Annotated in this window: 14 protein-coding genes; 1 reads left to right on the top strand and 13 read right to left on the bottom strand. The window is 52.6% G+C overall.

Annotation, left to right across the window (positions count from 1 at the left end):
- Positions 1 to 31: 31 nt before the first annotated feature.
- From sufC to DKB62_RS10855, 9 genes are all read right to left on the bottom strand, one after another.
- Entirely contained in the window at positions 32 to 766 is a 735-nt protein-coding gene (sufC, locus tag DKB62_RS10895) for a Fe-S cluster assembly ATPase SufC (protein WP_087476976.1), read from the bottom strand.
- A gap of 242 nt (positions 767 to 1,008) precedes the next feature.
- Positions 1,009 to 1,200, bottom strand: a complete 192-nt coding sequence (locus DKB62_RS10890; RefSeq protein WP_107196658.1) for a hypothetical protein — start codon at positions 1,198 to 1,200, stop codon at positions 1,009 to 1,011.
- Complete coding sequence (scfB, locus tag DKB62_RS10885) at positions 1,193 to 2,626, bottom strand: thioether cross-link-forming SCIFF peptide maturase (RefSeq protein ID WP_107196657.1); 1,434 nt, start codon at positions 2,624 to 2,626, stop codon at positions 1,193 to 1,195. The genes DKB62_RS10890 and scfB overlap by 8 nt, the downstream gene beginning before the upstream one ends.
- Before the next feature lie 66 nt (positions 2,627 to 2,692).
- On the bottom strand, positions 2,693 to 2,833 hold the full coding sequence (gene scfA, locus DKB62_RS10880) for a six-cysteine ranthipeptide SCIFF (protein WP_087476973.1): 141 nt from the start codon (positions 2,831 to 2,833) through the stop codon (positions 2,693 to 2,695).
- Positions 2,834 to 2,897: 64 nt separating this feature from the next.
- The gene (locus DKB62_RS10875; RefSeq protein ID WP_107196656.1) at positions 2,898 to 3,293 is read right to left on the bottom strand and encodes a hypothetical protein; all 396 of its coding nucleotides are present in this window, start codon (positions 3,291 to 3,293) and stop codon (positions 2,898 to 2,900) included.
- Positions 3,294 to 3,348: 55 nt separating this feature from the next.
- Positions 3,349 to 4,002 (bottom strand): endonuclease III, encoded by a 654-nt coding sequence (gene nth, locus DKB62_RS10870; RefSeq protein ID WP_087476971.1) that lies wholly within the window; start codon positions 4,000 to 4,002, stop codon positions 3,349 to 3,351.
- Positions 4,003 to 4,833, bottom strand: coding sequence for an ATP-dependent sacrificial sulfur transferase LarE (gene larE, locus DKB62_RS10865; RefSeq protein WP_107196655.1), 831 nt, complete (start codon positions 4,831 to 4,833; stop codon positions 4,003 to 4,005).
- Between the two features lie 11 nt (positions 4,834 to 4,844).
- Positions 4,845 to 5,639 carry an ADP-ribosylglycohydrolase family protein gene (locus DKB62_RS10860; protein WP_107196654.1) on the bottom strand — a complete coding sequence of 265 codons (795 nt, stop codon included), beginning with the start codon at positions 5,637 to 5,639 and terminating at the stop codon, positions 4,845 to 4,847.
- A gap of 136 nt (positions 5,640 to 5,775) precedes the next feature.
- The gene (locus DKB62_RS10855) at positions 5,776 to 7,227 is read right to left on the bottom strand and encodes a nicotinate phosphoribosyltransferase (RefSeq protein WP_107196653.1); all 1,452 of its coding nucleotides are present in this window, start codon (positions 7,225 to 7,227) and stop codon (positions 5,776 to 5,778) included.
- 184 nt (positions 7,228 to 7,411) lie between these two features.
- On the opposite strand from DKB62_RS10855, the gene DKB62_RS10850 reads away from it, so the two are divergent.
- Positions 7,412 to 8,314 (top strand): DMT family transporter, encoded by a 903-nt coding sequence (locus tag DKB62_RS10850; RefSeq protein ID WP_107196667.1) that lies wholly within the window; start codon positions 7,412 to 7,414, stop codon positions 8,312 to 8,314.
- A 47-nt stretch (positions 8,315 to 8,361) separates the two neighbouring features.
- Here the strand turns inward: DKB62_RS10850 and DKB62_RS10845 are convergent, their stop codons facing one another.
- The 4 genes from DKB62_RS10845 to DKB62_RS10830 all read right to left on the bottom strand — a co-directional run bounded on the left by DKB62_RS10845 (position 8,362) and on the right by DKB62_RS10830 (position 12,667).
- Complete coding sequence (locus DKB62_RS10845; protein WP_107196652.1) at positions 8,362 to 9,297, bottom strand: transketolase family protein; 936 nt, start codon at positions 9,295 to 9,297, stop codon at positions 8,362 to 8,364.
- Complete coding sequence (locus DKB62_RS10840) at positions 9,297 to 10,115, bottom strand: transketolase (protein WP_107196651.1); 819 nt, start codon at positions 10,113 to 10,115, stop codon at positions 9,297 to 9,299. Before DKB62_RS10840 ends, DKB62_RS10845 begins: the two co-directional genes overlap by 1 nt.
- Positions 10,116 to 10,469: 354 nt before the next feature.
- Positions 10,470 to 11,657 carry an aminotransferase-like domain-containing protein gene (locus DKB62_RS10835; RefSeq protein WP_087476965.1) on the bottom strand — a complete coding sequence of 396 codons (1,188 nt, stop codon included), beginning with the start codon at positions 11,655 to 11,657 and terminating at the stop codon, positions 10,470 to 10,472.
- 74 nt (positions 11,658 to 11,731) lie between these two features.
- Positions 11,732 to 12,667 carry a bifunctional riboflavin kinase/FAD synthetase gene (locus tag DKB62_RS10830; protein WP_107196650.1) on the bottom strand — a complete coding sequence of 312 codons (936 nt, stop codon included), beginning with the start codon at positions 12,665 to 12,667 and terminating at the stop codon, positions 11,732 to 11,734.
- Between the last annotated feature and the right edge of the window lie 12 nt (positions 12,668 to 12,679).

Below are 12,679 nucleotides of genomic sequence, written 5' to 3'. Positions count from 1 at the left end.
AGTAGTCATGACATGGTACCTGCCTTTCTCTTTATCTAAAGCTGTCGTAGCCTTTTTCCTCGATGACTTGGATCAATTCCGGACCGCCGGACTTGACGATTTTTCCGTCGATAAGGACATGAACCACGTCCGGCTGAAGGCCCTGCAAAATTTCACTGTGATGCGTAATAACCATGAGAGCATTCCCCTCGTCGTGGTATTTCGCCACGGTCTGCGACACGACGCGGACGGCATCGACATCAAGACCCGAGTCGATTTCATCCAGCATGGCCAGCTTCGGTTCCAGCATGCACATTTGAAGGATTTCCGTCTTCTTTCGTTCGCCGCCGGAAAATCCGTCGTTGACGTAGCGGGAAGCATAAGAGCTGTCCATTTTCAGTTCTTCCATCTGCGCTTTCAGCTTTTTACGGAAAGGCATGATGCGCTGCGTTTCGCCGCTTATCGTGCTCTTAGCGCTGCGGGTAAAGTTCTCCACAGAAATTCCCTGCACGGCAATGGGCGCCTGGAAAGCCATGAAAATTCCCGCCTTAGCCCGTTCGTCTACGGGCATGCGCGTAATATCCTTTCCTTCGAAGAAAATACTGCCGCCTGTAACGGTATACTTCGGATGCCCCATGACGGCGTTGAACAACGTCGATTTCCCTGCGCCGTTCGTTCCCATGATGACGTGAACTTCGCCGGCACGAACGGTTAAATCCAATCCCTTTAAGATTTCCTTTCCTTCAACTTCTACTTTCAGCCCTTCTATGTTTAATAATTCTGCCATAATGCTTCACTCCTGCGCGTCTATAAATAATATACAATTACTCCAAATTAAAAGTACACCTTTACGATGCACTTTTGCTTACATCCATAGCATACTCCTGTTTTATCATAAAGTCAACAAAATCAGTAGACTTTTTTATATTTTATTTTCTATATCCACTTTCAAGAAATGCGCCGTTCTTTCCGAATACAAAAACGCGCAGGAAAAATCGGCGTTCTTCCTGCGCGTCACATACGGACATCCTATGGTATGTTATCTTTTTGTTTTTCTTTCATTCGCCTGCGAAGGTCGCTCTTCATCCACCACTGCATGACAAAGACAAAAGCCAGCAGCAAGAGCAGTCCGACCAATTCCGTCGTCGGCCCTTCTTTAGCAATCGCATACAGGAGATAGAGAAATACGACGAGCACCAAGCCTCGTTTCAGCTTATTCACAGGCGCCGCATCCTTCGCAGTCATCCCGGTCGTCGCCAAATAAGCGAACCTTTTGGCCGCGCATGGCTAATACGGCCTGGATGTACATGGCACATTCAATGCGCTTCTTTTGAATCTTGCAGCTCAGGGCATACGGCGTTTTGATATCTCCGCCGTATTTGATATTGTTGGCATGGCAGCCGCCGCTGCAGAAGAATTTTGCCCAGCAGTCGCAGCAAATCGGCTTGTTGAGGACGTGCATATCGCGGAACAAGGGCGGCAGCTTTGTATCCGTAACGCCGTCATATACATTGCCGATGACGTACTCGTCCTGGCCTACAAACTGGTGGCAGGGATATATATCGCCGTTCGGCACGACGCACATGTACTCATGGCCGGCGCCGCAGCCTCGGAGGCGCTTGGCAATACAGGGCCCGCGGTACAAGTCCATGATGAAGTGGTAGTAGATAAAGGGGCGGCCTTCATCCATGCGCTGCAAATATAAATCTGTCAGGCGGTCGTATTCTTCATAAATGCGGGGCAAATCGTCTTCCGTAATGGCGTAGGACAAATCGTCGCCTACGACAGGTTCCATAGACAGTCCTTCAAAGCCTAAATCGGCCATGTGTTCCACGTCTTTGGCAAAGTCCAGGTTGTATTTCGTATAAGTGCCGCGGACGTAGTATTCTTCACCGTCGCGGTGCTCCGCCGCGTAGACGAGATTTTTAGCGCACGAATCATAGGAGCCGCGGCCGCCGGCGTCGGGGCGCATGCGGTTGTGCACTTCCGGATGGCCGTCGAGGCTCAGGATCAGGCTGATATGATTTTCCGTCAGGTACTTGACCTTGGCCGGGTCCAGCAGCATGCCGTTCGTCGTCAGAGACAGCTTAAAGACTTTGTCGTGGATTTTTTCCTGCTCGCGGATGTATTCGATCGTCTGCTTGACGACGTCGAAATTCATGAGCGGTTCTCCGCCGAAAAAGTCGATTTCACAGTGCTGCCGCTTCCCTTCGGTACTGCGGATAAGCAGGTCGACGGCCCGTTTCGCGACGTCGAAGCTCATGAGCTCCCGCTTATGCGTGTCGTAGTCGCCCTGCGACGCGAAGCAATATTTACAGCGCAGGTTGCAGTCGTGGGCAATATTCAAGCACAGGGATTTTACAATAGGCTCTTCTTCGGCGACGACCTGGAAGTCTTCGGCCATAGGCGCAAAGAGCAACTCCTTTTCGATGAGCTCGTCCAGTTCGCCCAGCGTCTCCGCTATGTCTTCCCTGGCATACGCGCCGGCGAAAGCCTCGTATACGGCGTCCTTATTCGTTCCGTCGTATACGTCGAGAATGTCGTATGTCATCTTATCTATTACATTGATAATGCCGCTGTTGACGTCCAGCAACATGTACGTGCCGTTTTGACAATACTTGTGAATCATCGGTTTTATCGTAGTCATTATTCCTCCATACAACAAGAATACCCTTTACCTGACGGTAAAGGGCGTCCTCATAAACAATGTTGATTATTTCGTGCAGACCTGATTGCCTACGGTGCAGGACGTTTTGCAAGCGGACTGACAAGAAGTCTGACATTCGCTGCAGCCAGCATGCTGCGTCGTTTTCTGAATCGATTCCGTATTAATCGTAATGATATGTTTTGCCATTATCTTTCACCTCACTGTCAAGACTGTTTTTATTGTATCACATCACTCGTATTTCGACAATATATTAAAGGAGCTTAACGCCTTTAAAGACGAAGTTTTTGCCCATAGAAACGACGATGGACCGTTCTTCAAATACGTTGTTCGTATCGAAGAAGATATCAAAACCGCCGTTATAGGTCACGTACACGGAATTGATGCGCTGCAGGTAGCCGCATATTTCCTCTGCCGATACTTCGGGCTCTCCGTCAGCCCGCCATTTCTTATTTTTAAAATTAGCGATGAGGGGCGCGTGGGCCATAACGCGGGAGCGGTGCGCCAAAATCCATTCCCATACGTGTTCGCCATAGCGGCGAGCTTCTTCGTCCCGGCCTTCTTCCAGCCCTTCCAGCATGAACAAGACCGGCTTGCCTTCACACATGATTTCATCCATATAGCTGCCCTTTACGTATTTTAAATCCATATTGAATGAACCCTCCCCCATTATTAAAATGGCTGTAGCCTAAGCATGTTCTATCTTACCGAGTTTTAGCTTTTTTGTCAATTGACGAGGCAGGGCACAGGTCGGCCAGGAAGCAGTCGTCGCAGGCCGGCTTGCGGGCCTTGCATACGCGGCGGCCGTGCCAGATGAGCCAGTGATGGGCACGGCTCCACCATTCTTCGGGAATGGCTTTCTGCAAGCCCTTCTCGACTTCCAGAGGCGTCTTTCCCTCGGCCAGCTGCAGGCGGTTGGACACGCGAAATACGTGCGTGTCGACGGCGATGGCCGGCGTATCGAATAAGATGCTGACCAATACATTTGCCGTCTTGCGCCCTACGCCGGGCAGCTTGACCAGTTCGTCAAAGGTCTGGGGCACTTCGCCGCCGTACTGTTCGCACAAGATAGCGCAGTTGGCTAAGATGTTCTTGGCCTTGCTGTGATACAGGCCGCAGGTGCGTATTTTTTCTTCCAGCCCTTCCAGGCCCAGGGTCAGCATCTTTTCCGGCGTGTTATATTCCGGAAACATGCCGGCCGTGACGATGTTTACCCGTTCGTCCGTACACTGAGCCGATAAGATGACGGCTATCATGAGCTCGAAAGGCGTCGTATAATGCAGGGCCGGCTTCATGATGCCGTACTGATCCTGAAACCGCTGCAGCATTTCCTGCTTTATTTTCTTCGTAATTGCCATTTATGTTTCCTCCCTCGTCTCGATTCCTTCGTTTAAGCTTCCCATGGCGTATCCGCCTAAATCGACAGTCACGTAAGTAAATCCATAGCCGCGCAGGGCCTGGACGATTTCCTCTCCATGCTGCAGCACGGACGGGATTTCGTCTCGTCCCACTTCGATGCGGGCGACGTCGCCGTGGTGACGCACGCGCAATGACCCCTTCACAAAGGGAGCGATGTACGCCTCGGCTTGGTCGACCTGGCGCAGACGCTGGGGCGACAAGGGCACGCCGTAGGGAATCCGGCTGGCCAGGCAGGCCGCGCTCTGCTTGTCCCACGTCGGCAGGCCGAGTAGTTTCGAAAGCTCCCGTATGTCCCCTTTCGTCATACCCGTTTCCACCATGGGACTGCGCACGACGTCGGCCATTTCTTTCAGAGCCTTCATGCCGGGACGGTAATCGCCTAAGTCGTCGACGTTGCTGCCGTCGGCGACCCACCGGTACCGGCTCTCCTTTGCCAAAGCCGCCAGGGCAGTAAAGCGTATTTTCTTGCAGATATAGCAGCGGTCCGGCTGATTTTTGACAAATTCCTCATTTTCAAACTCCTGCGACGGCATGACAACATGGGCGACTCCCATTTGCGCCGCCAGCTGGCAGGCTGCGCGCTCTTCCCCTTCAGGCAAGGTCGGCGACACGGCCGTTACGGCCAAGGCCCTATCTCCCAATACGTCCCAGGCGACATAGGTCAAAAAGGTGCTGTCTACGCCGCCGGAAAACCCGACGACGACGCTGCCCATATCGGCGACGACGGAACGTAGCCTTTCATATTTCGTTAAAAGTTCTTTGTTGGCCATGGTATTGCTCCTTACTTCATATATTGCCTTTCAAAATTCACTGCAGCAGCCAGCATATCCTTCGGCAAATAGGAACAAGCCTTCTGCCACAGCCAGTCGGGCACGCCGTAAAACGCCTCGGCAATGGACCCGGCAATAGCCGCCTGCGTATCCGTATCGCCTCCTAGGGACACGGCATTGCCAATAGCGTCCTGCAGACTATCGCTTTCCAAAAACGCTTCAATCGCTTCCGGCACGCTGTCCGCCGTCCGGCAGGTAAAGGCATATCCAGGCCGTATTTCATCGAGAGATGCCGTCAAGGGATAAAAATACTTCCTCATATAGGCGCGGATATCGTCTTTACTGCTTCCGGTGCGGGCTAAATATATGGCGGACGCCACGGCGACGGCTCCCTGAACGGCTTCGGGATGATCGTGAGTGACGAGGGCCGTAATTTCCGCCAGGGCCTGCGCCTCGTCCAACGAACGGCCGACCCAGGCGGCAGGCGCTACGCGCATGGCCGCGCCGTTGCCATAACTTCCGTACGGCGCGCTGTCGTCCGACGAAAACCAGCAGGCAAACTGCCGGCCAAATCCGGCGTTTGGGTATCGGCGGCACCAGTATTTCAGCTGCCGCCGCAGCGGCTTGATATACCCGCAGCGCGATTCCTTTCCTTCAGCTAAGGCCGCCGCGACGGCCACAGTCGTCACCGTATCGTCCGTAAACCGCGAGCCCTCGGCAAACCAGATGAAATCCTTCGTCTTAACCGGACTTGCGCAAAATTCATAAGGCGAACCGACAATATCGCCCAAAATCGTCCCTTTCATTCGTCCACCTTCTTATTTCAACTACAAGAAACGCATATATGATGTATTATATCATAGTACGCAAGAGTCCGCCTATGCCATAAAAAAACACTGCACATCCCGTTGGCCGGAATATGCAGTGTCCTATTCATGCTGCTTAAAAGAAATGCAGCGATTCTTCTTTCAAAACCTTTTCCCGCAATGCCGAAACCTTAGCGCTGCGCTGTACCCACATTTCTTCCGGGTTGACGAGGCGCTGGTATTCAGGCCACAGGCTGTCCATCTGTTCGTCCGCATAGGCGATGATATCCGACAAGGACGGCAGGTCGTAGACCAGCTTCCCTTTCAGGAAAATCGGCCGGAGCATCGTCTTGACTTCAAAGGAATTAGCCGGAATCAGCCGCGACCGCCACGGCGCTTTGTCGCTGGTCAAATGCAGGTCCTGCGTCGGATCAATCGTTTCTCCTTCCAAGGCGATGATGTCCGCTTTCATCTTACCCGTCTTCTTATCATAAATGCGCAGGACGTTTTTAATCCCCGGGTTCGAAATTTTTTCGGCGTTATCGCTCATCTTGATTTTCGGTACGAAGACATCGCCGTCGTATTGGCCGACGAGCTTGAATACGCCGCCCAGAGACGGGCTGCCCTTCGCCGTAATCAGATTGGTGCCGACGCCCCACGAATTGATGGCGCAGCCCTGAATCTTCAATTCGGAAATAAGAGTTTCATCCAAATCGTTCGACGCGGCGATCACGGCGTCGCCGAAGCCGGCTTCTTCAAACATTCGGCGGGCTTCTTTCGACAGGTAGGCCAAGTCGCCGCTGTCCAAGCGGATGCCGTAAGACTTAGGCAGCGTACCGGCTTCCTTCATTTCCTGGAAAACCGTAATGGCGTCGGGCACGCCCTGCTTGAGAGTATTGTACGTATCGACCAGCAGGATGAGGTTGTTCGGATACTGCCGGGCGTAGGCGCGGAACGCTTCCAGCTCCGTCGGAAAGCTCATAACCCAGCTGTGGGCCATCGTCCCCAGAATAGGGATGTGGAACAATGCGCCGGCCAGCACGTTGCTCGTGCCGTTGAAGCCGCCGATCATCGCCGAACGGGCGCCGTATACGCCGGCCGATTCTCCCTGCGCCCGGCGCAGGCCGAACTCCATCAATGCGTCTTTGCCGGCGACGGTACGGACGCGGCGGGCCTTCGTGGCAATGAGGCTTTCATGGTTCATGATCATGGACATGCACGTTTCTAAGAGCAGGCATTCGTCTTTTTTGGCATGAACGCGCAGGAGCACTTCCTGCGGAAAAGCCACGGTGCCTTCCGGCATGGCGTAGATGTCGCCGGTAAAGGACCAGGTCCGCAGATATTCAAGAAATTCATCGCAGAAAATTCCCGTCTTTTTCAAGTAGTCTATGTCGTCATCGCTGAAATGGATGCGGGAAACATAGTCAATCAAGTGTTCCAATCCGGCGACGACAGTATAGCCGCCGTTGAACGGATTGCTCCGGTAATACCGGTCAAACACGCAGTACTGCTCGTGTTTGCCTTCTAAAAACAGCCCCTGCATCATCGTCAGCTGATACAGGTCCGTCAGCAATGCATTAGTATACAATACGCTCGCCTCCAAATTAATTCTACGTATATTATACATCATATGAATGAATAGGAGCAATGAAATTTTGCCATTCGTTGCCTGGCCAGTTCTGCCGGCACTGCGGCAGCCCCTGTATTCGCTGCAGGTTTCATGGTATAATAAATTCGTTCTGCATATTTTTATACGAAAGGAGCATCAGCACGTGAAATATCGACTTATGCTTTTACTCACAGCCCTCGTCTGGGGCTGCGCCTTCGTAGCCCAGCGCACGGGTATGGAAACGATCGGCCCTTTCGCCTTTAACGGCCTCCGGTTCTGGCTGGGCGCGCTGTCCCTCTTTCCCGTACTGTATATGAACCGCCACAAGGACGAGGAAACATACGCAGCTCCGCCTAAGGGGCTGACCATCGTGACGGCCAGCGCAATTCTGGGATTTTTCCTGTTTTCCGGCTCTTCCTTTCAGCAGGTTGGACTCATTTATACTACAGCCGGCAAAGCTGGGTTCATCACATCCCTGTATATCGTAGCCGTCCCCCTGATCGGCTTGCTGATGAAAAATACGCTGCGCCTGGCCCATATCCTCGGCTGCCTTATCGCCGTATCGGGACTGTATCTTCTGGCTTTCCACGGCGGCGGCGAGGCCATCAACTTCGGCGACCTGCTGAATCTCATCGGCGTCGTCTTCTGGTCCCTGCATATTTTATTCATCGATCGATTCGTACCGTATTTTTCCGGCATCAAGCTGGCCGTTGGCCAATTTGTCGCCTGCGGCTGCTACAACTTTATCGCTATGCCCTTTTACGGAGAAACGCTGACCCTGGCCATGATCGTCGCCTCGGCGGTGCCCATCATCTATTGCGGCATTTTATCCAGCGGCGTCGGCTATACCTTGCAAATCGTCGCCCAGCGCAAAGTTCCGCCGACGGAAGCGTCTCTCCTCTGCAGTTTCGAAATGATCTTCGGCGCGCTGGCCGGCGTGCTCCTGCTCGGCGAATGGATGAGCATGCGCGAGTTCATGGGCTGCGTCCTCATGACTATCGGCATCTTCTCCGCGCAAATTCCCAGCCGGGCGATTCTGCAGTTCAGAAAAAATCTATCCTATTAATAAAAAGCTGTCATGACTTGAAACCAATCCGTCATGACAGCTTTTCTCTATTTTCGTTTCAATACGGCCCTGACAGCCTCTGCCACGTGGCTGGGACCTAAGCCGTAGGCCTCCAGCAATTCATTCGGCCGGCCCGATTCGCCGAACCGGTCGCGAATGCCAACCAATTCGACAGGCACGCAGCAGCGCTGAGCCAGGCATTCGCATACAGCGCTTCCCAGACCGCCGATACGCTGGTGTTCTTCACATACGACGACGGCTCCCGTCGCAGCGGCGCAGGATACGATGCAGTCTTCATCTAACGGCTTAACCGTATGAACGTTGACGACTTGCACGGAAACGCCTTCACTGGCCAAGGTCTTCGCCGCTTCCAGGCTTTGATGCACCATGATGCCGTTGGCAAAAATCGTGACGTCCCTTCCTTTACGGAAGATAGAAGCCTTACCGATCGTAAAAGGCGTGTCGTCGTCGGTAACGACGGGCACGGGATTACGGCTGAAACGGATATACGAAGGCCCGGTCATATCGTACACGGCCATCGTCGCCTTATACGTTTCCTTATAATCGCAAGGAACGACGACCATAATATTGGGAATCGTCCGCATGAGGGCCACGTCTTCCAGGGCTTGATGGGTGCCGCCGTCGGGGCCTACGGAAATACCGGCGTGAGCGCCTCCCAGCTTGACGTTCAGGCGATTATACCCGACTGTATTGCGGATTTGTTCCCACGCCCTTCCGGTCAGAAACACGCCGTACGTAGACACGAAGGGAACGAACCCCGTCAGGGACATGCCGGCAGCCGTGCCGACTAAATCCTGTTCCGAAATGCCTACGTTCAAATATTTTTGCGGATAGGCTGTACGCACCCAGTCGGTGCGCGTCGATTTTGCCACATCGGCATCCATGACGATGACGTTATCGTGAAGGCGGCATAATTCCAGCAAGGCTTTTCCGTAGCCGTCGCGCATAGGTATACACTCCATTACAGCACCTCCTGAGATAATTCCTTCATGGCGGCCGCATATTGCTCTTTATTCGGCGCCGTGCCGTGCCAGTCGGCCTGGTTTTCCATGTATGACACGCCTTTTCCCTTTACGGTCTGGGCCAGGACGACAGTCGGACAGCCTGTATGCGCCTTGGCTTCCGATAATACTTGATAGAGTTTATCTATATCGTGTCCATCAACAGTCATGACATTCCAGCCAAAGCTTTTCCACTTGGTGTCAAAGGGCTGTAAATCCTTGATTGTTTTCAGCGAATCGACAAGCTGCATGCCGTTGCAGTCTACGATAAGGCAGACATTGTCCAGATGATGATGGGCTGCAAAGGCCGCCGCTTCCCAAATCTGCCCTTCCTGTTGTTCGCCGTCGCCGATAAGGCAGAACACATGAGGCGTTTCATGACGGTATTTCAAAGCCCAGGCTATGCCGTTGGCAATGGACAATCCCTGTCCCAAGGACCCGACGGCGCAATCAAGACAAGGCAGCTTGACCATATTCGGATGTCCCTGCAGCGGGCTGCCTAAAGAACGCAGCGTCGGCAGCCAGTCTAAGGGGAAAAATCCCTTATGGGCCAATACGCTGTAATATGCCGGAGCCGCGTGGCCTTTCGATAAGATAAACCGATCTCTCCCCTCATATTTCGGCTGCTGCGGAATACACCGAAGCAAGTCGGTGAAATACAGCGTTACCAGAATCTCCACAGCCGACAGAGAGCTTCCGGGATGGCCGGAGCCGGCTAAATAAATAGCCTCGACGACGTCCTTTCGAACTTGTCTGCATAACTGCTGAAGCTGATCCATTATCAATAAGGCCTCCAAACTATACACGTAGTGTCGCCGTTGCAGCGCAACGAGGCGATACTCGTCTTTCATATAAAAAACGCATCGTATCGCTTATTCAGCTCACTATGATACGAATGCGCCTGCAACAAAAAAATGCAGATTCAGCTTGAGCCAAATCAATATACGTGCATTATCATTTTACAATGATTATACAAACAAGTCAAACAAAATATGCGCATACCGTATACATACCCACGTCCCATACTGCAAAACATCAAAAAGGCTTACAAGACCTGCATACGTGCAGGCCCTATAAGCCTTTTGTCAGTCTACACGCTTTCGTGACGCATCGCGTTTCTTTCAGGGCGCAACTTATTTGCCCATTTCTTCTTTCAATACTGCGCCTAAGCGTTTAATGCCTTCTACAATGCGGTCTTCCGGCATGTTGGAATAGTTGAGGCGGAAGTGGTTTGCATTGCCGCCGTTCGGATAGAACGGGCCGCCCGGAACGTACGCAACGTTCTTTTCCAATACCTTCGGCATAATTTCTTTTGCATCCATGTTTTCAGGCAAGGTTACCCAAGTGAATAAGCCGCCTTCAGGATACGTAAAGGTAACGCCTTCGGGGAAATATTCCTTCATGGAATCATACATGAGGGTACGGCGTTTGCCATAGAGAGCTTTGATCTTTTCAACGTGAGCATCCAAATCGAACATATCGATGAAGTACGACGCCTGACGCTGTGCAAAGGACGAAGACTGGAGATCGACGGCCTGTTTCAATTTGACAACCTTGTCAATGATAACGGGATCGGCAACCATCCAGGCTACGCGCAGACCAGGCATAAAGATCTTCGAGAAGGAGCCCAGGAAGATGATATTGCCTTTCGTATCCATGGATTTCAAGGACGGTACGACGTCGCCGTCATAACGGAGTTCGCCGTACGGATCGTCTTCAATGACGGGGAAATCGTACTTGTTGACGATATCCATAAAGGCTTTGCGGCGTTCCATAGGCCACGTAATGCCCGTCGGGTTCTGGAATTCAGGAATAACGTACATCAAGCGGACGCGGTCGCCGTATTCGGCCAAAATCTTTTCCAATTCTTCCGGAATGATGCCTTTTTCATCCGTCGGAACTTCGACGAATTTCGGATCGCACAGCTTAAAGGCGTTGATAGCGCCTAAATACGTCGGGCTTTCTACTAAAATGACGTCGTCTTTATTGAGGAAAATCTGCGCCAATAAGGACAGGCCCTGCTGAGAACCTGAAGTAATGACGATTTCTTCGGGCGTGCAGTCGACTTGGAAAGCCTTTTTCATGCGAGCGGCAATTTTTTCGCGGAGAGGCAGGTAGCCTTCCGTCGTTCCGTACTGTACAGCCAGCTGGCCTTCTTTGCTCAAAATTTCTACGTCGACTTTCTTCAATTCTTCCAGCGGGAATAATTCCGGCGCAGGCAAGCCGCCGGCGAAGGAAATTACTTCCGGCATAGTCGTCAACTTAAGCAATTCACGGATTTCCGAAGCCTTTAAGCCCATAGCGAGGTCTGAAAATTTCATTACCAATCACTCCTTAATGATTAAATGTCCCCTGTTTCCCTATGTCATTATTATATCATTAATATGAGTTTCTTTCAATTATCGTTAGATGAGAAATAGATTAAAGTTTTACGTTTATCTTCTTCCATCTGCCCTATGAGCTCTTCTTTGCTGTCAAAACGGATTTCCGGGCGCAGCCGCTTCCTGAAGCGAACGACGATGTCCTCGTCGTACATATCGCCGCTCCATTGCAGGATGTGCGTTTCTATGCGGCGGTATTGGTGGGCAAAGGTCGGATTGGCGCCGATATTCGTCATGGCCGGCAGCAGCTGCCCCTGCCATTCTACTTCCGTTATATATACGCCGTCAGGCGGCACGGCCATCTGCGGCGGTATCAGCATATTAGCCGTTGGAAACCCGATCAGCCGCCCCCGGCGGTCGCCCTGTACGACCTTCCCCTGCAGGGCGAAGGGATGCCCCAGCAGGGCTTCAGCCGTTTCCATATGGCCCATCGTGACCAGGCGGCGAATGACCGTGCTGCTGATCGGCGTGGACCGGCCCGGCCGTTCCAGCAGGGTCAAAGCCATGACGGGAATATGATGTCCCGCCATGAATTCGCGCAGCGTCTGTGTATTCCCCGCGGCTTTTGCGCCGTACGTAAAGTTCTCCCCTACGACGATAGCCGCCGGGCAGAGATATTCCAGCAGCTGCCGGCAAAATTCCTCCGGCGTTTCGTCGAGAAGATGCCGGGTCATAGGCAGCAGCACCAGGGCGTCGATGCCGACGCCGGCAATATATTGGATTTTCTGCTCGACCGTAGCCAGCCGTATCGGCTCTTTTTCCGGGCACAACACGGAAAGAGGATGGGCTGCGAAGGTGACGACAACAGATTTGCCGCCCGTTTCCGCCGCCTTGTCGATAGCCGTACGCATGACCTTCTGATGGCCCAGATGCACGCCGTCAAAGGTCCCCAGCGCAACGACGGCGCCTTGGCAATTCGTTACTTCCTGAAAGGAATGGAATAGTTGCATCGTATAATTACC

Source organism: Megasphaera stantonii (assembly GCF_003367905.1).
GTDB lineage: Bacteria > Bacillota > Negativicutes > Veillonellales > Megasphaeraceae > Megasphaera > Megasphaera stantonii.
This window is presented reverse-complemented; position numbering and strand designations above follow the sequence as displayed.